The sequence below is a fragment of the Amycolatopsis sp. NPDC043889 genome (assembly GCF_056435645.1).
This window is the reverse complement of sequence record NZ_JBWKEC010000008.1, coordinates 238202-261462: the sequence shown is the minus strand read 5'-3', so window position 1 is coordinate 261462 and position 23261 is coordinate 238202. Positions and strand designations below refer to the sequence as shown.

Here is a 23261-nt window from a genome sequence, read left to right as displayed (position 1 = left end):
GGACAGTCATGACCGACCTCGCCGAAGGCCTCGACCTCGCCGAGATCCGCGCCCAGAACGACCCGGACACCCCGATTTTCAACAAGCTGCTGTCGGAGTACGACGCCGAGACGCTCACCGACCTCGGTACCGGCTGGCCGTCGAAGACGCCCGCCCCGGCAGACGACACCGACGACCAGGCCGACTCGTCCAGCTAGGACTTCCGGTCCCCACCGGCCCCGTAGTCACCGTGCCGCGCGTACCGGAGTTGAACAGTGAAGCCACACGAAACGTCGCCACCACAACAGAATTCAGAGAGCCCGCGGTCCTCCCCGCGCGGAACCGGCCCGAAGCGACGGATACCGCTCGACGCCTCCGCCGACCTGGTTCGCCGCTGGAAACAAGCTCGGACCTCCGCCGGCCTCGCGCGAGCCGAAGTGGACAAGCTCGAAGCCGAACTCCTCGCCCTGCTTGGGAACAACGACGTCGGCACTATCGACGGCGAACCGGTCGTCGTGCGCGACATCGAGATCCGCAACGGCCTCGACCTGCCCAAGCTGCGCCAGGAGCGCCCCGAGCTGTGGCAGCAGTACCCGGCGAAACGGAAGCGCGAACGCCTGAAGTTCCCTCGCCGCCGCACCCGCGCCTCCGACGACCAGCAAAGGCGATTCGCATGACCCTCAGCCTCCGCATCCTGGCCTACCTGCTGGTGTTCCGGCTCCTGGTCCTAGACCTCACCAGCGCCGACGGCACCTGGGGATGGCTGGTCGTCATGTTCGACCTCGTCCTCGCCTACACCATCTACCTCGACCGCGTGCCCGAGAGGGCATCGGCCACGAAGGACAGCACCCGTGACCGCCACTGACGTCGACGGCGTGGCCGTCGTGGACGACCAGCCGAGTACCGCCCCGTTCCGCGACCGTTCCGCGACCGTTCCGGGAATCCGATCTACCTGCGCCAGACCCGCGTCCTCACCCTCGCGAACGGGACCGTCGTCTACGGCTGCGCCCATTGCGACTACACCAGCGCGAACGTCAACAGCATCCGGCCGCACCTGGGCAAACACAACGGCCCGCGCCGGACCCGAGCTACGCAGGACAAGGCGGGCGCCCTCGACCTGCCGCTGACCGACCTGCTCAAGCGGCTGGAACAGCTGGACGCCGTCACCGCCGAGCGCGACGAGTGGAAGGCCCGCGCCCAGAGCGCTGAGCGCCGCCTCAAGCAGCTCCGCAACGCCCTCTCTGCATGACCCGCGTACCCCGCACTCCCGTGAAGGAACTGCCGTGTCCGTGAAACTTTCGCCCGCGCTCCCCGCCGATGACCGGAACGGCATGGCGGCCATCGCTTCGGCGTTGACCGACCGTCCTGACGACGTCCACGTGGCCGTCCTGCTTGTCCGGACCAAGGAGATCCGCACCAACGCCCGGACCGGTGACGTCGTGCCCACGGCCGAGATCCTGGCCGCCGAGGCGTTCACCGGGACCACGGCGGACGCCGCGACCCTGCACCGGTTGCTTCGGCGGCAGCACGAGCGTCGAACCGGCAAGGTCGAACTCCCGCTCGAACTCGAGGAAGCCATCGACGCGCTACGCCCCGCCACGGCGGACCCCGGCGGGGACTCCGTGTCCGACAACGATCCGGACAGCCGACGATGAGCACCCCCCAACCGTCCAAGCAGGCTGGAACCGTCCACGATGGCCGGGCGTACCGGACACCGCCTTCGATCACCTGCGAATGGTGCGGATTCCCGGTCTTGTCGTTCTCGCCCGGCCGATACGTCGATCACGGTGACCGGATCTTCTGTGCTCCCGGCATCGTCCGCGCCCGCGCGCGCTGGACCGGGAGGCACGGGACCGCCGCGTGAACGACTTCACCCCGCCGATCCGGCGGCGCAACTACGGCAAGGGACACAGCTACGTCGACGCCAACGGCGCGAAAGTCCCTGGTGTCACGACGATCCTGTCCGGCGGTGTCCCCAAGCCCGCGCTGATCGGCTGGGCGGCGAACACGACCGCGGACTACGCGATCGATCATTGGGATCGGCTCGCCGAACTCCCGCCGACCGCGCGGTTGAAAGAGCTGTCCCGCGCGCGGTTCACTGACCGGGACGCCGCCGCGAAACGCGGGACCGAGGTCCACGGTCTCGCCGAGCAGCTGGTGTCCGGCCACGAAGTCGAGGTCCCCGAGCAGCTAGCCGGGCATGTTGAAGCCTATGTGGACTTCCTGGACCGCTACCGCGTCGAACCCGTCCTCACTGAGTTCGTCGTGGTCTCTCATTCCTACGGGTGGGCAGGAACCGGCGACCTGATCGCGGACTTCCCGACGCTCGGTCAACGCCTGCTGTGCGACATCAAGACCTCACGGTCCGGTGTCTTCGGCGAAACCGCCTGGCAGCTCGCGGCATACCGGTACGCCGACGCCTACGTAGACGACCAGGGCGAGGAACAGCCCATGATCGAGGTCGACGGGTGCGCCGTCATCCACGTCCGCGCGGACGGATTCGACCTCTACCCGATGCAGGCCGGACCGGAGCAGCTGAGGGAATTCCGCTACATCCGCGAGGTTTCCCGAGCGTGCGAAAGGTCCCGCGACTACGTGGGCGAGGCACTGCTCCCGCCCGCGCTGGAGGTGACCGCGTGAGCGGAGAACTTCAACGACACGAACCCACCGGCACCGAGATCACCGCCCGCCCCGACTTCCACGCACCCACCGAGATCGATCAATGGGTGCTGGTCGTGCGGGACGTGGCCAGATTGGCCAGTCAGATCGCCGACACCCCGTTCGTTCCCGACTCCTATCGCGGGAACCCGGCCGCCGTCACCGCCGCGATCCTCACCGGCAGGGAGATGGGTCTCGGCCCCCTGACCAGCCTCCAGCACATCCACATCGTCAAGGGAAAACCCGGCAAGAGCGCGGAAATCATGCGAGGCATGGTCCTGGCCGCCGGGCACCATCTCCGCGACGTCGAGGTCAACGACACCCGCGTCATCCTGGAAGGCCGCCGCAGCAACGAGGAAGTCTGGACCCGCGTCACCTTCACCGCCGACCAGGCCCGCCGGGCGAAAATCGACCTCGGCGGCTATCCCGAGGACAAGCTGTACGCACGGGCGACCACCCGGCTGTGTAGGCGCAAGTTCGCCGACGTCGTAGGCGGGATCGCCCTCACCGTCGAGGAACTGGAGGACGGCGACTACCCGGACACCACCAGCGCCCCCCAGACCGGCCCGCCCAGCCCCGCCACCCCCGAGGCCCCCACGCCCCCGAAACGCACCGCACGACGCCGTACAGGGCCGAAAAAGGCCGCCCCCGCCGAGGAACCACCCAGCCCTCCCGCTCCGCCTGCGAACGCCCGTGGGAACGACGAGGAGACGCCACCTGATCCGCCGGCAACTCCGCCGCCGCTCCCCGGCGACGACGGCGAGACCGACGAGGACGACGACACCGAGACGGTCTCGCGGACCCAGCTGGACAAGCTCCACGCCCAGCTCGGCGACCTCCAGGTGACCGACCGGGCCGACAAGCTCACGACTGTCAGCATCCTCGTCCGGCGAAAGCTCGGCTCTTCCAACGAGATGACGAAACACGAGGCGTCCCAGGCGATCGACATCCTCGCCCACGTCCTGGACAGCGAAGACCCCGCACGGACCCTCGAAGCGGTCCTCGCCGAACTGGAGGCGTGAGCGTGGCGCGCATCCGCAGCATCAAGCCCGGATTCTTCAGCAGCGACGACGTCACGCCGCTGTCGTTCCGGGCGCGGCTGACCTGGATCGGGCTGTGGACCTACTGCGACGACCACGGGCGCGGGAAGGACAACACCCGGCTTATCAAGGCCGCTGTGTGGCCGCTGGACGAGCTGTCCTTTCAGGACGTCGAAGACGACCTCGCCGAGCTGGCCAAGCACAAGCGGATCGTGCGCTACCGCCGCGACGATCAACGCCTGCTCGCGGTGACGTCCTGGCACTTCCACCAGAGCGTGAACCGGCCCGGCAAGACCCTCTTCCCGGCCCCGCCGCCCGGCACCGTCCGGGTGCCCGAACCGGGAGAAAACCGGCACTGCGCACGATGCTGGCGAGACCAGAATCCTCCTGGGGCACTCACTGAGCCCTCACCAACCACTCCAGGAACAGATTTCGGTGATTCCCCAGGTCACGGCCACAATGGCCGATTCAGTGAGCCGTCACGCCGTACTCACGGAGCACTCACGTCAGGAAAGGAAACGGAGAAGGGAACGGAGACAGACACACCCTCCTTCGGAGGGGGTGTGTCTGTCGACTCCGTCCAACACGCGCGAGGCCGTGAGCCCTCACTGAATCGCACCCGCACGCCGCCGCCGTCCTCTCGCGGCGCGCGGTGCGTCGAGCACGAGCACGACGACAACCCGCCCCGCTGCGGAGCCTGCGCCCGCGCCCGCCACCACGCCGAGCAAGCCGACCACGAACACCGGGTCGAAACCCGCCGCGCCGAACTGCGCGCCACCACCGCCGACAAACGCCGCGCCATCGCTGACTGCCCGATGTGCGACGACCAGGGGTACCGGGGCACCGCCCTGTGCAACCACGACCCCGACGCCGAGAACCGCGCCCAGCGCGGACGGCAACTGCTCAACCAGACCATGGGCTGGGCCACCGACCAGGAGCCATCATGACCACCCTCGACCTCAACCGTCCCTGCCCGCACAACGCGTTCATCGCCGACGTCAACGTCCACCGGCTCACCGCCACCGACGACGGCCCCGCCCTCGCCTACACCGCCGAAGTCCTCGTCCACTGTGGCCAGTGCGGCGAACAGTTCCGCTGGATCGGTGCCCCCGCCGGACTCCTCCCGGACCGGCCATGCGTCTCGGTCGACGAAGCCGAACTGCGCGCACCGCTGCGCCCCGCCTCCGCCGACCCGGACTTCGGACTCGGCATCCCCGGCTTCGCCATCGGGCTGGCCACACAGGACACCGGCCCGGAGGCGGGCTGATGCGCATCCGAGCCGAAGGCACAAAACCCGAGGTCGCCGCCGCCCTCGACCGCCTCAAGACCGTGTTCGACGTCCAGGAGACCAGCCGGTTCTACGACAACCGAGGTTCCTCCCAGCTCGGGCGGATCTACCTCACCGTCGCCTCGCCCACCAGCGAACCGGCCGTCCACGCCCACTCCGAACGGACCGACCGCACCTGGGCCGAACTCCAGCAGGCCGAACAGCGCGCAGACCTCGCCGCCGACCAGGAATGGGGACCCGCATGAGCACCCTGGATCGCCGTAGCCGCGCGGACATCGGCCGCGCCGCCAACCGCAAGGGCAAAGACGCCGAACAGGCCGTCGCCCGCTATCTGCGCGAACACGGCTGGCCCGACGCGCAGCGCACCGTCCGCACCGGCTGGAGATCCGGCGAACACCACTCCCGTGACCGAGGCGATATCGACGGGACTCCCGGAATCTGCTGGCAGGTCAAGACCTCCGTCGAAGACTTCACCGACACCCGTGTCCTGCGCGTTCTCGCTGCGACAGCGGAGCAGGCCGTCGCCAGCGGCGCCGATCTCGCCGTCGTCGTCCAGCGCCGCAACGGCGCGGCCGACCCCAGCCGATGGTGGACCTGGACGACCGCGGGTGACCTCCTGGCGCTCGCCGAAGCCGCCAGGAATCCTGACGTGCTCACCGTTCCCGAGTCACACCTGAACGTTCCCGTCCGGACGATGCTCGCCGACCTGCTCCCGCTGCTGCGCGCCGCCGGACACACAGCCGCGCACCCTGCCGAGGAAGGCTTCCACCCGTGACCATGATCGTCTCCAGCGACGAGCTGCCCGAGCCCACCGACACCGACTTCCACGGTGCGGGTGCCGCCGCCTGGAACATCGCCGGACCGCTCGACGTGCTCTGGCTCCCGCGCCAGGGCGACGTTCCCCCGCGTATCGGGATCGGCTGCGAACCCACGATGCTCGCGCTCAACACCCGCCACGCCCGCGAACTCGCGCTCGCGCTGCTCGCCGCCTGCGAACGCAAGGAACGTTCGTGAAGTCCTATCCGGCCTTCGGACGGTCGGCAGCACGTAGCCAACGGACCACCTCGTCCACACGGGCCGCGTCGACCGCCGGCAGCGGCACGGACTCCACGTCCGCACGCCACGCCAGCAACAACCGCTCCAAGCGACGTCGCCGAGCCTGCCGCTCCCGAATGCCGTCCATGCCGTTCGACCTCCTTCCCAGCTGACGTCGCCCCACCCGGACGTGCTGTTACGCCTGCGCCGACACCATGACCGGCCACAAAGGCCGATGACCCAGGAGATCCACCATGACCGACCTTCACCGCTGCTACCGCGGGGCACGATGCGCCCACCGCGAAACCGACCCCGACCATCCCTCGATCAAGCGCGGCGCGCCGATCAACCCGGCCGAAGGACTCTGCGACGCCTGCACCCGCCGCCTCCACCAGGCCATCGTGGACATGCCCAAGGACTACCTCGACCTCGAAGCCGTCCTCGGCGGAACACGGGACGGGCTCCGGCAGCTCGTCAGCGGAACCCGTGACCTGCCCGTGCCGCTGTCGCTCACCGTCGCCGCCCTCCAGGCCGAGCTGGTGCACGAAGCGCAGTGCTGGGCCGAGTCCACCGCCGACGTCCTCGGCGTCTGCTGGGACACCCAAGCCGCCCGCGACAGCCGACCAGGCCCGGTACTCGAGCGAGCCGCCCGGCTCCTGGAAAACTCGGTCAGCGTCCTGCTCGCCCTGCGCGGCGTCGTCCACACCGGCTGGACCGACGACGGCGACTGGACCACCCTTGACCGGGACGGCCTCGACAGCGCGGACATCCTCCTCGACCTCCATCACCGCGTCGAAGCCGTCACCGGCCACAAACGACTCATCAACCACCTCCCGGCCCCGTGCCCGCGCTGCGAGCGTGTCGCGCTCCAGTGCCCCGACGGGTCCGCCACCGTCACCTGCGGCGTCTGCCGGAACACCTTCACCTGGGACGAATACCAGCGGCAATGCACCTTGCTCGCCGCCCAGCACGGGGCCGTCGCGTGAACCGGCGCGACCCGTGGCCCTGGCCCGGAGACACCCCGCTCGACCGGGCACGCCGCATCGCCCGCACCTACCGCGAAGCGCTCATGATCGCCGCGCCGGACACCTGCGTGGACCTCGACGCCCGGTGCCGCGACCTCGGACAGACCTGGGTCGTCCCGAAACCACTGTCGTTCGGCCCAGACGACCTCCTCGACGCCAAGGAAGTCGCTGACATGTGCAACGTCCAGCCCAGCACCATCCGGCAATGGCGGCGCCGAGGACTGGCCACACAGGACACCTCAGACGGGCTTCGCTACCGCGTCGCCGACGTGCTCGACTACCACGCCGGGCGACGACGCCGACGCGCCAACACGGCCGTAAACCCTAATATGACAAGGGATTCATGACCGCCCCCCAGTGGCGCGACGGCGCGCGACTGTACTACTCTGCGCAGCAAGCACCACTCTGCCCGCAGCCCTGAACACCACGGCTAGCATCCGGGCCACGACACCCTCCCGCGCCGCGTCAGCGGCCAACGCCGAACGCGCGCGGGGGTGTCATGCCCCTGCTCCGGCAGAACAACCGGCTCAAGCAGCACGGCATCTGGAACTGGAGCCTGCCCGCCTGGGCCGGACGCTTCGAAGACGGACGCACCTACAACGCCTGCCCCAGTGCCGGAATCTGCGCGAAAACCTGCTACGCCCGAAACGGCACCTACCGCATCCCCGCCGTCCTCGCCCGGCACGAAGCCAACCTCCGCGCCACCCTCGACGACCTCGACGGCTGGAAAGCCGACATGCTCGCCGAACTCGACCACCCCAAGTTCACCGGCGCCTGGATCCGCATCCACGACTCCGGAGACTTCCACAGCGCGGCCTACCTCCTGGCCTGGCTCGACATCGCACGATCCCGGCCCGAGACCGGCTTCTACTGCTACACCAAAGAAGTCGCCCTCTTCCGCCAACACGTCGAACCCGACCCGCCGCAGAACTTCCGCTGGGTCTACTCCTACGGCGGCACCCAAGACGCCGACCTCGACCCCGAGCGGGACAGGGTCGCCGACGTCTTCGCCGACGAACAGGCCATTCAGGACGCCGGATGGCACTCCCAAGCCGAATCCGACCTACTCGCCGTCCTCGGCCCCGCGCCCGTCGGCATCCCCGCGAACCACATCCCGCGCTTCACCCGCCTCCAAAACGGACGCCGCTGGAGCGACTGGCAGGCCGACACCGACGCCGACCGCGCGCACCGTCGACCACGGCCCGCGCCAAGCGTCTGACCGGCGACGAGATGCCGAACCAGTCCGGGCGCGTCTGCCCGACCTGCCGACGCACTATCCCCGCCGGGCCGTGCCCGAACTGTCGCCGAGAACAACGCCGCGACACCGACCGGGCCCGAGGCACCGCCGCCGAACGCGGCTACGGACGAGACTGGCAGAAGAACCGCGCCGCCTACCTCCGCGAACATCGACTCTGCACCCTCTGCCGGCAACCGGCCACAGTGGCCGACCACTACCCCGAAGCCCGACGGTCCCTCGTCGCCCGCGAAGTAGCCGACCCTGACGCCTGGCATCGACTCCGGCCACTCTGCAAGCGATGTCACGATCGGCACACAGCGTTCACAAGCCCCGGTGGATGGAATCGTTCCCGGACCAGTTGAACTCGCATTGGCGTGCTTCTACGTGCTTATGTCAATCGTATATGGTGGCCTGTCTTCAGGATTCTCTGCGTGGTACATAGGTTTTCGAAGCGGAGTGCTCGCTCTTGCTAGACCTTCCAGCAGCTCTCTCTCTTCTTCACTGATCGGCCCGGTTGGGGGAGGTCCAGCACCCCGATTCTGACTCTTGTCTATTGGGGTGTACGCCAACACTGTCCGATTGCGACGCTTAGCTCGAAGGTCTTTAACGCGAGCAGGTATTCCTTCGAATAGTACGGCCACTGCCTCGCCAGCCACCCATGCAAAGCGTTCCCTGTTGGGAACCTCGGTCAGCTCCGCCAATAGTTCGCGACGACGCGGATGCTTGCGCGGGTAGACCGCCACTAGTAGCTGCGCCATGAACTTCGAGTAAGCCATGAAGGCTGCCGCAAGGGCCAGTAGGGCTACAAGCCCAGCACCAATCAGAACATCGGCACGCATTTAGTGGCTCCGATCGCCGGGTTCGCTAAGTCGCCAATTCTTGAGCTCAACCACGAGCGACGAGCGGTCTTCCCCTAGAACGATCACGTCAACCCGCCTGGGATCACTCGTAGGCAAGACGCGATCCGGAGCGTAGTACTCCTGAAGCATGGCCTGAATTGCCGACTCGGCCTTTCCTGAGCCCGTTGAATATTCGAAGCGTGGCAAGCTGCTTCTGTCGACGTCGGGATCAATCTTTTTCTTGGCTCGATCTGCTCGAATCTTCGCGACCCGAACAGGAATCCCTTCGAAAATTACTGCAATGGCTTGACTGGCCACCCATAGAAGACGCTCCCGATAAGGGACCTCGTTGAGCTCGGCCAGCAGCTCGGCGCGTCGAGGATGTTCTCGCGGGTAGATCGTCACCATTACGTGAGCTACCAGACTCGGCGTGGCACCAAAGAGGAGTGCCGCGCCCACCAGGGCCCAAACGCTATATCCGGCAACAAGATCGGCGACCTCGTTCACGCGAACCCCAAGTTGAAGGAGCGGAACCTCTGGTCCTGCGAAGCCTTAGCCAGCAGTGCCCCCAGTTCCACCTTCCCCTTGTTTGTGACCCTGTAGTATCTGCGCGCCGGTCGCCCCGCCGCCTCTTCCTGGGTTTGCCAACCGTCCTCCAGCCAGCCCTCGTTGAGCATCGAGGTCAGCCGGGGATACATAGCCCCAGGGCCTACCCCTGACGCCTTCGACAACTGGTATCCCCAGTGCTTCTCATCTGGCGCCTCCATGAGTGCAATGGCCAGCTGCACCAGTGCATGTGTCGTACGCATAGATCTATTCTGACATATATCGCGGAAGCGAGTCAGGCGACACGCCGTACGCCGCGACAACTGTCGCTAGAGCTCCAGCCAGTGCACCCCAGCAGGGCGCGCGCCGCCCGAGGCCACGTAGTCGTGGACCGCTCTGCGCACCGTCGACCAGGAGATCTCCGCGTTGCTCTGCACCACGCGCTCATGTGACTGGTAGTCATAGGCCACCGGCTCCGGCGACGTCGCGCCCGACGTGCTGATCACGCTCGCCTCGCCTCGGCCCATGTAGCCGACGAACCCGACCTGGTTCGTACGCACGCCGAACTGGAGGATCGACCTGTGGTCCTCGCCCTCCCAAGCCAGCTCGGCGATGACGCCCACCGGCGCCTCCGTGGCCTCAACCAGCATCCGATCCAGCAGAGCATCCACCTGGGTCGAGTCGGCCAGGTCGAACGGTTCCCGCTGACCTGGGTCGTACCAGGCTTTCACCACTGCCACGTCTTGCCTCCCTCGTAAGTCTTCTTGAACCCATTGATCCCGTGGACCGTTAGTTTGCTGCCCTCCGGCAGCACGATCCCCAGCAGGCCGTCACAGCTCGTTTTTCCCGTGCAAGGCTCATTGTTGATCACCACCGACGCCTCCGTGATGCCGCTGTCCCGCATCTCCGCCGCGAGCTTGAGTTCGACGTCCGCGGCGGCCGTCACCGGTCGCATCGTGCACCCCGACTCCTTCAGGATCTCGTCCACCCGCTCCGTGCGGTCATCCAGCCCGCTCGTGATGGCCGTGGCGTCTTTACCAGGCGCGAACCATTGTCCCTGGGTCTTCACCCCACGGCCGCCGGTCACCGGCGGCGGCAACCCCCGCCGCAACCGCTCGACCAGGGCATCGTCCTCTTCTTCATCCACGTCCTGATCACTGGACGAAGAGACCGGACCAGGAGGACTCGACTGTCCAGAAGCGCCAGCCGAAGTGGACTCCGCCGGCACTCCCAGCCGGGCGAGATAGCCGTCGACCAGGCCAGACGACCGGCCAATCAGGCCGGAGACCGTCTCCGACGAGGCACCGACCTCGGCGACCATGCCCGGCAGCCCAGCGACCGCCGGGTCCGACGTACCGGACGCGGCCTCCGACCACTTCCCGCCAGCTTCCTCAAGCGCTTGACCAGCGCGCTTGAGTGCCGCCGTCGCCTCCTGCATCTTGGCGAGCGCCGTCCGCACCCCGTCGGCGATCTCCTCAACCGGTCCCACGGCCCCTCCCCAGAGCGTCGTCCGACCGGAGGCTACCTCGGAGATCGACTCGCGGGAGCGTTTGCGCAGCTAGAAGGGACTAGCAGGACCACTCGGGCCTACTTACCCGACCGAGCATCTTGCGTCAGCAAGGTCGCGATTTCCGCCCCGCGCAAATCATGGTCGGCCTCCTCGATCAGCGAGAAGCCACATGACTCGAAGAAGGCAGTCCGCACGTCCTGCGCCGTCGACTCATCCACCTTCAGGGCGACGTGAGTGCATCCTCCTGCCGACATGCGGGCCGCGAACTCCCGCAGGAGCTGACGACCAACTCCACGTCGACGAGCGGCAGGAGTCACGACGATCAGATCGAGCCAGCCTTGTGGGACTGGCAGCGAGGTGAACTTGCCGAAGCGGTTGCCGAAACTGCGATAGAAGGAACCTTCGGTCGGATGGCCGACTGCTACGCCCAACGTATGGTCGCCGTCAACCGCAAGCAGTACCAACTCGTCGGCGACCGCTGCCGGGGAGTCATACCCATCGGTCTGCTGTTCAGCCGCTTCGAGGACTTGGAGAAAGTCGGCATACCACGCTTCGGGTTCGCTCGGGTTGGCCTGCCGGATCGTCAGCACGGGTCGCGAAGCTCCCTTCGTACTTGGGCCGCCAAGTGACAGCCCTCGCAAATCTATCTCGTGGCCTGGGGGTAGGGGGTCGGAATCACGATGAGGTGAGGGCAGCCAGACCGCGCCGGTGATGCTGCGCGTGGCGCCCCACATTTCCCGAACTCAGTTGCCGAGTAGCTTTTCAAGCTCATCGTCCGTGGGAACGCTCAGCTCGTTCTCTATTATGGCCGCGTTAAATTGGATCCTCGCATTACGTTTGGCGCGCCGCCACAGCTTGCTCTTTAGGTTCAATAGGTCCTGAATTGCGCTAATTAACTCGATGAACCTCTCAGCGCGCGCATCATAGAAATGCGAAAGAACTTCCTTTTCTCTTTCCGGCCACTTATGCGGCGAGCTGGTAATAATTCTCAGGTTAATGCGAATCGTCGACATCTGCCGAATGGCGGATTGGATCGGTATGCGGACATCGGCAGGCAATGTCGTCATAACCAGGGCATGCTGTTCAGTTAGAGAACTGAGTTCCTTGCCCAAATCGACCGTCAATTCATCAAGCAACTTGCCGTTGAACTCGTCATTTATACCTGCGGCCCCAACGGCGAGTGCTGCAATTTTCAACCTGTGGAGCGAGATTCGAAAATCTCTCGGCGCGCGCTTCTCGCCAAGAATTCGATCCTTGCGCGCTTCAAGCCAAGGCTTTGCTGAATATTCCACAAGAAGAGTTACGACAAGTGCCGTACCTGCGCTGATGAGTGGCGTCTGCCACCAGTTCACGTAGCACCTCACTGCTCCGATGGACGAAGAGCAATCCTATCGCCTGTCCAGTCGCTTCGGCTGCTGCTGCGGCGTCGTCCGGTCGGACAGTTCGACCTCGACGTCGGCGAAAGTGGTCGTGGCGAGTTCGTCCATACCGTCCGTGACGACGACGCGGTAGCGACCGTCCGGCCAGGGGCGAGGCCCCCAGTTGGCTCGCATCCAACCAGCGACGTCGGTGTCGTCGGCCCACGGGTCCCACGCGTGCTGGATTAGTCGCCAGTCACCCTGCGCGAACAGGTAGACGTACCAGTATGCCGAGGTCCTCAACTGCTGAGGCGCGTCGTGCGCCCATCCCTGCGTGCCCATGCTCTAACCGCTCTCGGTGGTGCTCGTCACGCCGAGGGGGAAGCAGGGCGGGAAAGCTTCAGTCGAACTTGCGTTCGGAAGGGTAAGCGATGGGACACCTGGGCGCCAGTGCAGGCGGGCCGATGGGCCGATGGGCCGATCACAGGATGCACACCACGAAACCCCCCACGGCTATGCCGGGAGGGCTTCGCGTTCGGTTACGTGGCGCTACTGGCTGAACCTTGTGAGGTAGGCCGCGAGGATCTTGTCGAACATGGTCTGCGCGAGCTGGTCGGTGGGGCACACCTGGATTTCGCACGCCTTGGCGGTCTCGGTGATCACGAGCACGCGTCCGAACCTGGACACTTCCCACGTCTCGCCATCGATGGCGCCGCCGCAGGACACGTTGGGAATGGCGTGTGCGGCTTCGACCAGGTACCCGCAGACGGCTTCGGCGTCTTGCTGAGCTTCGTGCACGGTGCCGGTCTCGCCGAACGCGATGTCGTCACCGCCGGGAGCGGCTTCGCTGACCCGCCATGCGAACGGTCCCTCACCGGTGATCTCGGCGTAGTACTCGCTGATCTGCTCCGCGTAGTCGGTCGACAAGACCCACACGTCGTTGCCGTTCTCGTCGGGCACGTCGATTTCCCAGTTGCTGTCGTCCTCGACGGGCACGCCGTAGTCCTGAGCGTCGTGGTTTCCGTTGCTGTTATTCATGTTCGGTTCCTTTGCTTTGGCTGTCCGGGCCGTTGTTGCTGATCCAAGGATCAGCTCTCTCGTCGAGCGCAGACCAGCGACCGCGGATTCCAATCAGGTTCCAGCCAAGTGCCCTTGCGGTGACCGCTTCCCGTTCTCGCACAACAACTTCGAGGGGTGGTCGTGTACGAGCTCCGGGTCCCGACGAACTACTCGTTCGGCCAGTTGACCAGCGCGGCGGCGATCTCCGATACCTCGTTGACGTCGACCGATTTCGCTTCCCTGCAATCGGGTCTGAGCACGACGATGTATCTGCCGATCACGCTCCAGGATCCAGCGAACAAGGCTTTCGAGATTGTGTGGCTGACCGCGCACACGGGCGATTCGAGCACCGTGACCGTGGTACGTGGACGCGAGGGGACGACGGCGCGAGCGTGGCCAGCCTCGACCCTGTGGGCCTGTGCGCCAACCCTGCGGGACGCTGTCCTGCCGGTGCCGAACGCGGCATCACTCCCGCCCGATCCGCACGTCGGGCTGCGCGTCCTTCTCCAGGACACGCAGCAGGTTCTCCAGTGGGGAACCCCTGGCGGGTGGGCACTGGAAGCGGGCAAGGGAATCCTCGGCCTGATCAAGCGGAACGTGCAGGACACGAACTCAGGCCAAACGGACAGTCTCTTTGAGACGCTGACGATTCCTGGGATGCGCACGAGCCGCTACTACAAGGCGGTGTGGACGTTCAACACGTACGCCACTGGCGCGGTCAACCCACCGAACGGGACTGCCAACATACGGCTTAGCGCTGCCGGGGCGACGGTCTCGATCAACGATCCCGCGATCCGTTCGCAGGGAATCGTGAACCAGGTCTATACGCACCCGGCGATCGTTGTAGAGACGATCTTCACGGTTCCCGTCGATGGCACCTATCAACTTGGATGTTCGGCACAGTCGGGCGCGGCATCAGGCGGCACGGTGCTGACGATCGCTGCCGCCGGTGCGCCGGGCGACGCAAACGCGGCGAACAAGCGAGCGTTCTGGGTTGAAGACATGGGACTCAGATAGACCGACGGATCACGGTTTTCCTCGGCGAGCAAAGGAAAACCCCCACGGCTTGCCGTGGGGATTTGACGGACGGAGGCTACTGTTCCACTGCTCGGGTCCATGCTTGCTCGGCCTGCTGTTGGGCCAGCTCCAGTGTGTCGGTCACACCGTTGTCCAGGGCAACGCCCTCGGGGAAGCCCATGCCGACCTCCCACGTGTACGGGCCGCTGCCGATGACCTTTGCCCAGTAGTTTTCGGCGAGGTAGTCGCTTTCCGCCATGAGGTACCAAACGCCGGTGCCGTAGTTGGCTTCGGTGTCGTTCCACCACTCGAATCCAGTGTTCATGTTTTGATCTCCTGTCCGGGTCTTCGTTGCTGATCTCAGCATCAGCTCTCCGGGCGCGGTCAGACCAGCGATGTCGGGTTCCGATCGGGTTCCGTAGGCCACGTCACCGAACGTGCGATTCCTATGAACGCAAAGAGAATCCCCCACGGTGTGCCGTGGGGGATTCGTGACCACGCTCGGGGTTAGCCCCTGTCGGCCTTGGCCAGGGCAGCCCGCGCGTCGGTTTGGGCTTGCTCCAGGGTTCCCGCGTGGCCCATGTGCTTGGCGGGACCGCCTTGGATCGCGTCTCCGACGTGCCAGAAGAACGGGCCGTGTGCCGCTACCTCGGCATAGTGGCGACCGAACTTGCCCGCGTCACTAGTGCGGTACCGCCAGACGGTTGTGCCGTCCTCGTTGAACTGTCGGACCTGGCGCCACGTGTTCGCCATTTCGTTCGGAGCGATGGCGACGAGCGCGGCGACGTTCTCGGCGAGCGTCTTGTCGTCGTCGTACTCGATGGTGCACATGACTTTCGAGTCGGGCGAGGACAACTGGATATTGCCGTAGCCGTCCGTTTCAACAGCGAACATCATGAAGCCGTTGTCGTGCGACTGGTACCCAGAGGTGAACTCGTTCTGGGGCTCGTTCTCGTCCATAGATCGAAACTTCCGTTCCTGTTCGGTTGGTGAGCGGGTGAGGGGTGGTCCGGGGTGTGGCCGTGCGGTCACACCCCGGACCGGTTCTGGTGGCCCCGATGGGAGGCCACCAGAGCTACTAGCGGACGGTCTTGTCCTTGCCCTGAAGGAAGACGATGACCTGCCCGTCTTCCTGGACCTGCTGGCTGACGTTCACGCCGAGGTCGCGGCTACCGGCAGCCCGGCGAACGGCGGCCTTGACGGAGTCCACGAGCTTCTGGTCGTTCGCCATGGGGGCCAGTCCGAACGGGGTCTTCTCGTCGTAGCTCTTCTGGACCAGGTCGGCCAGCGGGTTCGGCTTACGGTTTCCCTTGGTGGGCAACGGCATCGCCTCGGCCTTGGTAGCGCCCAAGGCCAGCTTGCTGTACAGGTCACCGTTCCCACGGGCGCCAGTGGTCTCGGTCGCCGGGGCGACGGGGGCCGGTGCGGTGGCCGCCTTAGGGGCGGGCGCGGTGGGCTTGGGGGACGCCTTGGGGGCGGTCTTGGTGGTGGTGGCCTTGGTGGTGTTGGTGTTGGTAGCCATGGTGTTTCTCCCTGGTGGTGTAGGTGGTGGGCCTGTGTGCCCCCCGTTGACAACAACATTCGACGCTTGCGCGCGAGCAAGACAAGCGACGTCACCGGGAAATCGTTGAGCCATTCGAGCGTTCACAGACAGGAGTCCGATGATCGCCATTCAGTGCTGGAGCAAGGGCGGGGACCGGTGAGCGAGCGATACGTGGAGTACGTGGCGGTCGATGACGTCGTACCGGCTGTCCGCAACGCGAAGCAGCACGACACCGTGGGCATCGCCCGCAGCATCGGCCACTTTGGACTCGCCGAGCTGCCGCTCATCGACGAGCGCACCGGTCGTCTCGTCGCCGGGCACGGCCGGTATCTCCAGCTGCGCGAGTGGGCCGAGGAAGGCCGCGACGCCCCGGAAGGCGTGCGGGTCGATGACGACGGGCGCTGGCTGATGCCGGTCATCCGGGGCTGGGCATCGCGTTCGGACGACGACGCCGAGGCGTACCTGATCGCGTCGAACCAGCTGACAGCCAAGGGCGGTTGGGATGACCACTTGCTCGGGGAGATGCTGCACGACCTCGGCGAAGCCCAAATGCTGGACCTCACCGGTTACGAGGCCGACGACCTCGCCGCTCTGGAAGACGCGCTCACCGCCGAGACCGACGACGACGGTGATGGAGCGGGTGAGGCGCCACTGGACAAAGGAGACGCGCTCCGGCTGGCCGGAGTGACCGTGGGCGAACCCGACTACGACACAGAGACGGGACAGGTCTGGAACGTCGGCCGTCACGTCCTGGTGGTCGCAGACGTCCACAAGGGCTGGCCACTATGGACGCCACTGCTCGGCGAGGGCGACCTGTTCTGGCCTTACCCGACGATGCTGGCGCCCTGGACGGACAAGGCCCACACGCACCGCGTGGTCATGGTGCAGCCGTTGCCGTACCTGGCGGGGTGGCTGCTGACGAAGTGGAAGCGGATCTCCGGGGAGGAACCGGTGCTGGTGTCCACTTCGGCTTCGGGGCGTGCGGCGTGATCCGTACTGCCGGCGGAACGTTCGACCGCAGCGCCGCCCCGATCTACTTCGCCGCTGGGGATTCCTCGGCCTATCCGCGTCATCTGCTGCTCGCGGTCAACGACCTTTACCACCGTAGCCAGGAACAGCGCATGGTCCGGCTCCTGGACGAGGGGCACGTGATCCTGCTGGACAGCGGGATCTTCAACCTCACCAACGAGCACAAGCGCGCCACCGGCTGCACGATGGACGAGGCGCTATCGCTGCCCCCGGACGAAATTACCGGGTTCGACCGGCTCTTCGACCGGTACGTCGAACTGGCCACACGGTACGAAGACCGGCTCTGGGGTTACATCGAGCTGGACCAGGGCGGCCGGGACAACAAGATCCGCACCCGCCAGCGTCTTCACGGCCTCGGGCTGAACCCGATCCCTGTGTACCACCCGCTCAATGACGGCTGGGACTACTTCGATGACCTCGCCCGCGGCTACGACCGCATGTGCTTCGGCAACATCGTCCAGGCCAACCACCCGACGCGTATCCGGCTCCTGCACACGATGTGGGAACGACGGCGCCAATACCCGGACCTGTGGATTCACGTGCTCGGACTGTCCGCGTGCGAATGGTGCCTGCCGTGCCCGCCGGACTCCTGCGACTCGTCGTCCTGGCTGAACAGCCTTCGGTACCCGGCGGTGCGCACCGAGTCCGCCGCGCTCCGGCGCCTCGGCGAGATGGGCCACCGCTTCCTCTACGGGCCGGGCGCGAACCGGGACGAGGCGTGCCAGATGCACGCCGACGTCATGGACCACACCAACCAGGTCTGGCAGGCGCTCCACGCCCTGCACACCGAACTCGGCGCCCCGGCGCACCCCGAACGCAACCCCAGTGAAGGCGAGCTGATGCCGTCGTGACCGTGACCGTGTGGACCACCGTGACCGCCCCCGGCTTCCACCGCTGGCCGGAAGCTACCGGACTCCGGTCCTATCTGGCCGACCGGCACCGCCACACCTTCCACATCACCGCGCACGTCGCTGTGGAACACAATGACCGGTACCTCGAGTTCCATGACCTGCAAGACGTCATCCGGGCGTGGTGGGGACCCGGAGCCCGCGAGTGCGGGACCGCGAGCTGCGAAGACCTCGCACAGGACTTGTGGAATGTCCTGGAAGACGGGTATCAGCTGAGCCCCGTGCGGATCGAGGTGTCCGAGGACGGCGAGTCCGGCGCGGCCCTGACGGCGGTGGCCTGAATGGACAACGGCACCGCCACTGTGACGATCGACCACAACTTCGAGACCGCGCATCGGCTCCCGCACCTTCCCGGCAAATGCGTCTCGCTGCACGGGCACTCGTGGTGGGCCGAGGTGACCGTCACAGCCCCCGCCCTGCCCGTCGACGGGATCGTGGTCGAGTTCGGCCAGTTCAAGAAGGCCGTGCGTGGCTGGATCGACCAGCACTTCGACCATGGCGTCCTCCTCGGGCCGGACGACCCGCTCGTCCAGCCACTCCGGACAGAGGGCTGCAAGGTCTACGTCATGCCCGGCTGGCCGACCGTCGAAGCCGTTGCCCACCACTTCGCCGAGATCACCGCGACCCTGCTGACCGAAGTCCCGCACGCCGCCGGGACCCGCGTGACCGCCGTCGACGTCCGCGAAACCCACGTGAACCGGGCTGGATGGAGGGCGCCATGACGACCACCGGGACACCGGCCACAACGGACACGCATACGCTCGTGGTCTCCGAGGTGTTCGGCCCCACCATCCAGGGGGAAGGGCCGACCACCGGACGCCGCGCGAGCTTCGTCCGGCTCGGGGGCTGCAATCTCTCCTGCTCCTGGTGCGACACCGCCTACACCTGGGACAGCTCCCGCTACGACCTTCGCGCCGAGTTGCGGCGCCTGCCCGTCGACGCGATCGCCGCGCGGGCTCTCGCCGGCAGTCCCGACCTGGTCGTCATCTCCGGCGGTGAGCCGCTGATGCACCAAAACCAGCCCGGATGGACAGTCCTGCTCGACACGCTCACGAACGCCGGGGCGGATATCGAGGTCGAGACCAACGGCACGATCGCGCCCTCCGCCGACACTCTGGCCTCCGGCGCCCGGTTCAACTGCTCCCCGAAGCTGACGCACTCCGGCGACCCGCTGGAGAAGCGGATCCGCCCGGACGCACTCGCCGCCCTGGTCGCGTCGGGGCGCGCGGTCTTCAAGTTCGTGTGCGCCGGTCCGGACGATGTGGACGAAGCCGCCGAGCTGGCCCACCGCTACGGCATCCCGCCCGCGACGGTGTGGATCTCGCCGGAAGGTACCGACATCGATCAGGTCGTGTTCCACGGCAAGGCCGTGGCCGAACCCGCGATCGGGCACGGCTTCAACCTCGGCACCCGGCTGCACACCTTGTTATGGGGGAAGGAAAGACGACGATGAGCACCGACGCCCTGATCTCCGGCATCCGCTCGTGGCTGAGCGACCGCGGGCTTGATCCCGATGACCCGAACCTGGCCGACACGCCCGCGCGGGTCGCACGCGCCTGGAATGAACTCACCTCCGGCTACGGGCACGACTCGGCCGAGCTGCTGTCGCGGACGTTCCCAGTCGACCGCGCCGACGGCCTGATCGCCGTCACCGGCATCTCCTTCACTTCGGTCTGCGCCCACCACCTGATGCCCTTCACCGGTACCGCCACGATCGCATACCTGCCGGTCGCGGGCGCCCCGGTCGTCGGGCTCTCGAAACTCCCGCGCCTGCTCGACATGTTCGCCCACCGGCTCCAGGTACAGGAACAGCTGACCTGGCAGATCACCGACGCCCTCGACGCCCACCTCAAGACCGAAGGCTCGGCGTGCCTGGTCCGCGCCGAACACGGATGCATGACCCAGCGCGGCATCCGCAAGCAGGGCGCGTCGATGGTGACCACCAGCCTGACCGGCCGCTTCGCCACGGACGCCGAGCTGCGCGACCAGCTCTGGGAGATGCACCGGGGAGGCTGATCACGTGGGCCGACGCGGAGTACCGCCCAAGCCGACCGCCCTGCGCATCATCGAGGGCGACAAGCACACCGAGCGGTACAACCACCACGAACCCATCCCGCGCTCGGGACGTCCGGAGTGTCCGGATGATGTGGCCGACGCGGTCCGGGAGATCTGGGACTACACGGTGTCCGAGCTGGACGCGATGGGCATCGCCCACGCCTGCGACCGGGACACCCTGCTCGTTTACTGCGAAGCCGTGGTCGCGCACCGCCGCGCCTCGGCGCTCGTGGCCAAAAGCGGTGTCCTTCAGAAAGGACTCCACGGCGGCTTCGTGCGCAACCCCGCGCTGATCATCCAGCGGGATTCTGCGCACGTGATCAGGGCTTTCGCGCAAGAGTTCGGGCTCACCCCGTCCGCGCGGACCCGGATCGAGCAGAAGGACGGGGCCAGGGGCGACGCAGGCAACCCGTTCGCGGGCGCGGGCTAGCAGCCAACACCACGATGCTTCGACCAGCGCCAATGAAAGGGCGCTAGGCCGATCGGGTGGCATGTGGTGAGCTAGCTTGCCTTCTGAGGCTGAACTGTCGGTGGTCAGGTGTATCACCTGGGTGACCGCACATTCAGGGAGGGTAAGTCGTGCCACCACGCAACTACACAGTTGGCGACCGCGCCGCGCTTATTTTGTTCGGGCAGGGCAGGTGCTACTGGGGTCCAGGCTGTACGGAGCCCCTGCTTAGGAAAGTCGAAGATCGATATCGAATGAACCTGCAAATTGCACACATTCGATCAGACGAGGCGGCAGCGGAACGATACGTTCCTGGTATATCAAAGACAAAAGTCGATGCCTTTGAGAACCTGCTCTTCCTCTGCAAGCCGCACCATGACACGATCGACGAGCCGGGAGCTGGCGCACGATTCACGATCGAAGTCCTCGAAGAATGGAAAGGCGAGCGTGAATTTGGGCTCTACGATGGCCTTCAGGGACTGCGAGACGTAAGCGAGGATGAGCTGGTCGACCGAATATCCGGAGCGGTCGACGAACAGAATCGCGACATCCGCGCAACTTTGAACCGACTTGAAAAAACCGACGCCGAAGCGGCTGCCCTAATTCGCGAATTGAACGATGAAATAAAGGAGCTGCGCAGGTCAGGGTCGGTCCTCGACCCTGACGCAGTCAATATGCTTGGCGCCGCCGCGCATGATCTCACGCACCTACCGGACACCGCTTCACAACTGTTTCTCGCGGCACGTGACCTGTCGCACCTTCGTGACAGCGCAGCCATGCTGGATCGGGCCGCCAACAATGCGTCTGGGCTGCAAGACGTGGTCGCGATGCTAGACAGTGCAGTTGAACGCGCCCGAGGAATGATGTAAGCGACTCGCCACTGCCGCCCTTACCCGCACACGCTCCCGTTCGTGCGAAGGAACGAGGGCGGCAGTGGCGACGCAGGCAACCCGTTCGCGGGCGCGGGCCAAGCGCGCACCGTCCCGCGCCACCCTGGACCGTCTCCGGATCTCTCCGGAGGTCGGCTGGTACCTGCGCTCCCGCGGTATCCCGCTCCCAGACTGCCCGCCCGCCATCAAGACCCCCGAGGGCAGTGTCCGGCGCGGTGCCCGGTTCGATCCGGCCCGTGTGGACCGGGTGCTGGACGTCTTCTCACGGCTGCGTCACACGCAAGGGAAGTGGGCCGGGCAGCCACTGAGGCCCGACCCGTGGCAGGTCGCCTACGTTCTGGCGCCCGTTTTCGGCTGGGTGTACCGCGACGCTGACGGCGACTGGGTTCGCGTCACACGCCGCGTGTACGTCGACGTCCCCCGCAAGAACGGCAAGACCACGCTCTCCGGTGGGTTCGCGACCTACCTCACCTGTGCCGACCACGAGCAGGGCGCACAGGTCTACGCCGTCGCGTCGGGTCGGGACCAAGCGCGGTTCTGCTTCGACCCGGTCCGGCAGCTCGCGCAGAAGTCCCCGGCGCTGTCTCCGTATGTGAAGGCATTGCAGAGCCGGATCATTCACCAGCCCACCGGTTCCTACTTCGCCGTCGTGTCCAAGATGGCTGATCTGCTGCACGGCGCGAACGTGCACGGCGCGATCATCGATGAGCTTCACGTCCACAAGACCGCGGACCTCGTGGAAGCGGTCGAGACCGGAACGGGCTCGCGGACGCAGCCGCTTGTCTTCACCATCACGACCGCCGACGACGGCCGGACGACCACCATCTACGCCCGGCGCCGGCACTACGTCGAACAGATCGCGCGCGGAGCCCTCCGGGATCCTTCGATGTACGGGGTCGTGTGGGCGGCCGACGAGAACGACGACCCGTTCGCCGAGTCCACGTGGAAGAAGGCCAACCCCGGTTACGGGATCTCGCCGTCGAAGTCCTACCTGGAGAATGCGGCCAAGGAGGCCCGCAATTCGCCGGTCGACCTCGCGAAGTTCCTGCGCCTGCACCTGGGAATCCGGACCCGTCAGCAGACCCGCTACCTCGACCTCGACGTCTGGGACCGTAACGCGTCCATCGTGGACGAACGGCGCCTCGTCGGGGCCAGCTGCTACGGCGGGCTAGACCTCGCGTCCACCAGCGACCTGTGCGCCCTGTGCTGGTGCTTCCCCGACGGTACCGGTGGACACGACCTGCTGTGGCGCCTGTGGTGCCCGGAGCGAGCGCTGGAAGCCCTGGACCGCCGCACAGCGGGCGAAGCTTCCGCGTGGGCTCAACGTGGCCTGCTCACCGTGACCCCCGGCGACGTTGCCGACTACGACTACATCCGCGCCCAGATCAACGCCGATCGCGAAACCTTCCTGGTCCGCGAGATCGCATACGACCCTTGGAACGCGTCCCAGCTGGTGACTGACCTGCTCGGCGACGGCGTGCCCATGGCGAAGATGCGCCAGGGCTTCGCCACCATGTCCAGCCCCACCAAGGAATTCCAGCGGCTCGCCCTCGAAGGGACCGCCGAGGCGCCCCGGCTCCGGCACGGTGGGAACCCTGCTCTTCGCTGGCAGGTTGACAATCTTGCCGTCGAAATGGACGCGGCCGGGAACGTCAAGCCCAGCAAGCGAAACAGCGGCGACAAAATCGACGGCGTCGTCGCTGCGATCATGGCCCTGGACCGTGCCGTCCACTACACCCCGCCTCGCCGCAGCGCTTACGACGACGGCGACCTCGAAATCGTGTAGGGGGTCGGGTC

The 23261-nt window shown here is 66.3% G+C and carries 37 protein-coding genes; 25 read left to right on the top strand and 12 right to left on the bottom strand.

Annotation, left to right across the window (positions count from 1 at the left end):
- The first annotated feature begins 8 nt into the window (after window positions 1-8).
- The 12 genes from AC0685_RS18580 to AC0685_RS18525 all read left to right on the top strand — a co-directional run bounded on the left by AC0685_RS18580 (window position 9) and on the right by AC0685_RS18525 (window position 5979).
- The gene (locus tag AC0685_RS18580) at window positions 9-197 is read left to right on the top strand and encodes a hypothetical protein (RefSeq protein ID WP_478226649.1); all 189 of its coding nucleotides are present in this window, start codon (window positions 9-11) and stop codon (window positions 195-197) included.
- Window positions 198-416: 219 nt separating this feature from the next.
- On the top strand, window positions 417-656 hold the full coding sequence (locus AC0685_RS18575; protein WP_478226648.1) for a hypothetical protein: 240 nt from the start codon (window positions 417-419) through the stop codon (window positions 654-656).
- Window positions 653-844, top strand: a complete 192-nt coding sequence (locus AC0685_RS18570) for a hypothetical protein (protein WP_478226647.1) — start codon at window positions 653-655, stop codon at window positions 842-844. Before AC0685_RS18575 ends, AC0685_RS18570 begins: the two co-directional genes overlap by 4 nt.
- A gap of 418 nt (window positions 845-1262) precedes the next feature.
- Window positions 1263-1634 (top strand): hypothetical protein, encoded by a 372-nt coding sequence (locus tag AC0685_RS18565; RefSeq protein ID WP_478226646.1) that lies wholly within the window; start codon window positions 1263-1265, stop codon window positions 1632-1634.
- The gene (locus tag AC0685_RS18560; protein ID WP_478226645.1) at window positions 1631-1843 is read left to right on the top strand and encodes a hypothetical protein; all 213 of its coding nucleotides are present in this window, start codon (window positions 1631-1633) and stop codon (window positions 1841-1843) included. Before AC0685_RS18565 ends, AC0685_RS18560 begins: the two co-directional genes overlap by 4 nt.
- Window positions 1840-2619, top strand: a complete 780-nt coding sequence (locus AC0685_RS18555; RefSeq protein WP_478226644.1) for a hypothetical protein — start codon at window positions 1840-1842, stop codon at window positions 2617-2619. The genes AC0685_RS18560 and AC0685_RS18555 overlap by 4 nt, the downstream gene beginning before the upstream one ends.
- A complete protein-coding gene (locus AC0685_RS18550; protein WP_478226643.1) occupies window positions 2616-3659 on the top strand; it encodes a hypothetical protein in 1044 nt (347 codons plus the stop codon). Before AC0685_RS18555 ends, AC0685_RS18550 begins: the two co-directional genes overlap by 4 nt.
- Window positions 3656-4624 carry a hypothetical protein gene (locus tag AC0685_RS18545; protein ID WP_478226642.1) on the top strand — a complete coding sequence of 323 codons (969 nt, stop codon included), beginning with the start codon at window positions 3656-3658 and terminating at the stop codon, window positions 4622-4624. Before AC0685_RS18550 ends, AC0685_RS18545 begins: the two co-directional genes overlap by 4 nt.
- The gene (locus AC0685_RS18540; RefSeq protein ID WP_478226641.1) at window positions 4621-4944 is read left to right on the top strand and encodes a hypothetical protein; all 324 of its coding nucleotides are present in this window, start codon (window positions 4621-4623) and stop codon (window positions 4942-4944) included. The genes AC0685_RS18545 and AC0685_RS18540 overlap by 4 nt, the downstream gene beginning before the upstream one ends.
- A complete protein-coding gene (locus tag AC0685_RS18535) occupies window positions 4944-5210 on the top strand; it encodes a hypothetical protein (protein WP_478226640.1) in 267 nt (88 codons plus the stop codon). Before AC0685_RS18540 ends, AC0685_RS18535 begins: the two co-directional genes overlap by 1 nt.
- Window positions 5207-5740, top strand: coding sequence for a hypothetical protein (locus AC0685_RS18530; protein ID WP_478226639.1), 534 nt, complete (start codon window positions 5207-5209; stop codon window positions 5738-5740). Before AC0685_RS18535 ends, AC0685_RS18530 begins: the two co-directional genes overlap by 4 nt.
- A complete protein-coding gene (locus AC0685_RS18525) occupies window positions 5737-5979 on the top strand; it encodes a hypothetical protein (protein WP_478226638.1) in 243 nt (80 codons plus the stop codon). The genes AC0685_RS18530 and AC0685_RS18525 overlap by 4 nt, the downstream gene beginning before the upstream one ends.
- A gap of 4 nt (window positions 5980-5983) precedes the next feature.
- Here the strand turns inward: AC0685_RS18525 and AC0685_RS18520 are convergent, their stop codons facing one another.
- Window positions 5984-6148 (bottom strand): hypothetical protein, encoded by a 165-nt coding sequence (locus AC0685_RS18520; protein ID WP_478226637.1) that lies wholly within the window; start codon window positions 6146-6148, stop codon window positions 5984-5986.
- A gap of 106 nt (window positions 6149-6254) precedes the next feature.
- Between AC0685_RS18520 and AC0685_RS18515 the strand changes: the two genes are divergently transcribed.
- The 3 genes from AC0685_RS18515 (at window position 6255) to AC0685_RS18505 (ending at window position 8244) form a co-directional block, all read left to right on the top strand.
- Complete coding sequence (locus AC0685_RS18515) at window positions 6255-6986, top strand: hypothetical protein (RefSeq protein WP_478226636.1); 732 nt, start codon at window positions 6255-6257, stop codon at window positions 6984-6986.
- Window positions 6983-7372, top strand: coding sequence for a helix-turn-helix domain-containing protein (locus AC0685_RS18510; protein WP_478226635.1), 390 nt, complete (start codon window positions 6983-6985; stop codon window positions 7370-7372). The genes AC0685_RS18515 and AC0685_RS18510 overlap by 4 nt, the downstream gene beginning before the upstream one ends.
- 152 nt (window positions 7373-7524) lie before the next feature.
- Window positions 7525-8244: a GP88 family protein gene (locus AC0685_RS18505; RefSeq protein WP_478226634.1), complete on the top strand. Its 720-nt coding sequence runs from the start codon at window positions 7525-7527 to the stop codon at window positions 8242-8244.
- An 857-nt stretch (window positions 8245-9101) separates the two neighbouring features.
- Here the strand turns inward: AC0685_RS18505 and AC0685_RS18500 are convergent.
- The 8 genes from AC0685_RS18500 to AC0685_RS18465 form a co-directional block, all read right to left on the bottom strand.
- Window positions 9102-9608 (bottom strand): hypothetical protein, encoded by a 507-nt coding sequence (locus tag AC0685_RS18500; protein WP_478226633.1) that lies wholly within the window; start codon window positions 9606-9608, stop codon window positions 9102-9104.
- Window positions 9605-9889: a PadR family transcriptional regulator gene (locus AC0685_RS18495; RefSeq protein ID WP_478226632.1), complete on the bottom strand. Its 285-nt coding sequence runs from the start codon at window positions 9887-9889 to the stop codon at window positions 9605-9607. The genes AC0685_RS18500 and AC0685_RS18495 overlap by 4 nt, the downstream gene beginning before the upstream one ends.
- An 87-nt stretch (window positions 9890-9976) precedes the next feature.
- Entirely contained in the window at window positions 9977-10387 is a 411-nt protein-coding gene (locus tag AC0685_RS18490) for an Imm1 family immunity protein (RefSeq protein ID WP_478226631.1), read from the bottom strand.
- Window positions 10375-11136, bottom strand: coding sequence for a DddA-like double-stranded DNA deaminase toxin (locus tag AC0685_RS18485; RefSeq protein ID WP_478226630.1), 762 nt, complete (start codon window positions 11134-11136; stop codon window positions 10375-10377). Before AC0685_RS18485 ends, AC0685_RS18490 begins: the two co-directional genes overlap by 13 nt.
- A gap of 98 nt (window positions 11137-11234) precedes the next feature.
- Complete coding sequence (locus AC0685_RS18480; protein WP_478226629.1) at window positions 11235-11747, bottom strand: GNAT family N-acetyltransferase; 513 nt, start codon at window positions 11745-11747, stop codon at window positions 11235-11237.
- Window positions 11748-11900: 153 nt separating this feature from the next.
- A complete protein-coding gene (locus AC0685_RS18475; RefSeq protein ID WP_478226628.1) occupies window positions 11901-12509 on the bottom strand; it encodes a hypothetical protein in 609 nt (202 codons plus the stop codon).
- A 36-nt stretch (window positions 12510-12545) separates the two neighbouring features.
- Entirely contained in the window at window positions 12546-12857 is a 312-nt protein-coding gene (locus AC0685_RS18470) for a hypothetical protein (RefSeq protein WP_478226627.1), read from the bottom strand.
- 207 nt (window positions 12858-13064) lie between these two features.
- On the bottom strand, window positions 13065-13553 hold the full coding sequence (locus AC0685_RS18465; protein ID WP_478226626.1) for a hypothetical protein: 489 nt from the start codon (window positions 13551-13553) through the stop codon (window positions 13065-13067).
- A 162-nt stretch (window positions 13554-13715) separates the two neighbouring features.
- Here AC0685_RS18465 and AC0685_RS18460 point away from each other — a divergent pair, with 162 nt between their 5' ends.
- The gene (locus AC0685_RS18460) at window positions 13716-14591 is read left to right on the top strand and encodes a hypothetical protein (protein WP_478226625.1); all 876 of its coding nucleotides are present in this window, start codon (window positions 13716-13718) and stop codon (window positions 14589-14591) included.
- A 76-nt stretch (window positions 14592-14667) separates the two neighbouring features.
- On the opposite strand, the gene AC0685_RS18455 is transcribed toward AC0685_RS18460, so the two are convergent.
- The 3 genes from AC0685_RS18455 to AC0685_RS18445 all read right to left on the bottom strand — a co-directional run bounded on the left by AC0685_RS18455 (window position 14668) and on the right by AC0685_RS18445 (window position 16113).
- On the bottom strand, window positions 14668-14916 hold the full coding sequence (locus AC0685_RS18455) for a hypothetical protein (protein ID WP_478226624.1): 249 nt from the start codon (window positions 14914-14916) through the stop codon (window positions 14668-14670).
- 182 nt (window positions 14917-15098) lie between these two features.
- Complete coding sequence (locus tag AC0685_RS18450) at window positions 15099-15551, bottom strand: hypothetical protein (protein WP_478226623.1); 453 nt, start codon at window positions 15549-15551, stop codon at window positions 15099-15101.
- Window positions 15552-15669: 118 nt separating this feature from the next.
- Window positions 15670-16113 (bottom strand): hypothetical protein, encoded by a 444-nt coding sequence (locus AC0685_RS18445; RefSeq protein ID WP_478226622.1) that lies wholly within the window; start codon window positions 16111-16113, stop codon window positions 15670-15672.
- Window positions 16114-16290: 177 nt separating this feature from the next.
- Between AC0685_RS18445 and AC0685_RS18440 the strand changes: the two genes are divergently transcribed.
- From AC0685_RS18440 to AC0685_RS18400, 9 genes are all read left to right on the top strand, one after another.
- A complete protein-coding gene (locus tag AC0685_RS18440; RefSeq protein WP_478226621.1) occupies window positions 16291-17124 on the top strand; it encodes a ParB N-terminal domain-containing protein in 834 nt (277 codons plus the stop codon).
- Window positions 17121-18014: a hypothetical protein gene (locus AC0685_RS18435; protein ID WP_478226620.1), complete on the top strand. Its 894-nt coding sequence runs from the start codon at window positions 17121-17123 to the stop codon at window positions 18012-18014. The genes AC0685_RS18440 and AC0685_RS18435 overlap by 4 nt, the downstream gene beginning before the upstream one ends.
- The gene (locus tag AC0685_RS18430) at window positions 18011-18352 is read left to right on the top strand and encodes a hypothetical protein (protein ID WP_478226619.1); all 342 of its coding nucleotides are present in this window, start codon (window positions 18011-18013) and stop codon (window positions 18350-18352) included. Before AC0685_RS18435 ends, AC0685_RS18430 begins: the two co-directional genes overlap by 4 nt.
- Window positions 18353-18793 carry a 6-pyruvoyl trahydropterin synthase family protein gene (locus tag AC0685_RS18425; RefSeq protein WP_478226618.1) on the top strand — a complete coding sequence of 147 codons (441 nt, stop codon included), beginning with the start codon at window positions 18353-18355 and terminating at the stop codon, window positions 18791-18793.
- A complete protein-coding gene (locus tag AC0685_RS18420) occupies window positions 18790-19524 on the top strand; it encodes a 7-carboxy-7-deazaguanine synthase QueE (RefSeq protein WP_478226617.1) in 735 nt (244 codons plus the stop codon). The genes AC0685_RS18425 and AC0685_RS18420 overlap by 4 nt, the downstream gene beginning before the upstream one ends.
- The gene (folE, locus tag AC0685_RS18415) at window positions 19521-20087 is read left to right on the top strand and encodes a GTP cyclohydrolase I (RefSeq protein WP_478226616.1); all 567 of its coding nucleotides are present in this window, start codon (window positions 19521-19523) and stop codon (window positions 20085-20087) included. The genes AC0685_RS18420 and folE overlap by 4 nt, the downstream gene beginning before the upstream one ends.
- A 4-nt stretch (window positions 20088-20091) precedes the next feature.
- A complete protein-coding gene (locus AC0685_RS18410; protein WP_478226615.1) occupies window positions 20092-20556 on the top strand; it encodes a phage terminase small subunit P27 family in 465 nt (154 codons plus the stop codon).
- Between the two features lie 272 nt (window positions 20557-20828).
- Window positions 20829-21443 carry a hypothetical protein gene (locus AC0685_RS18405; protein ID WP_478226614.1) on the top strand — a complete coding sequence of 205 codons (615 nt, stop codon included), beginning with the start codon at window positions 20829-20831 and terminating at the stop codon, window positions 21441-21443.
- Between the two features lie 64 nt (window positions 21444-21507).
- Window positions 21508-23250, top strand: a complete 1743-nt coding sequence (locus AC0685_RS18400) for a terminase large subunit (protein WP_478226613.1) — start codon at window positions 21508-21510, stop codon at window positions 23248-23250.
- Window positions 23251-23261 lie beyond the last annotated feature (11 nt).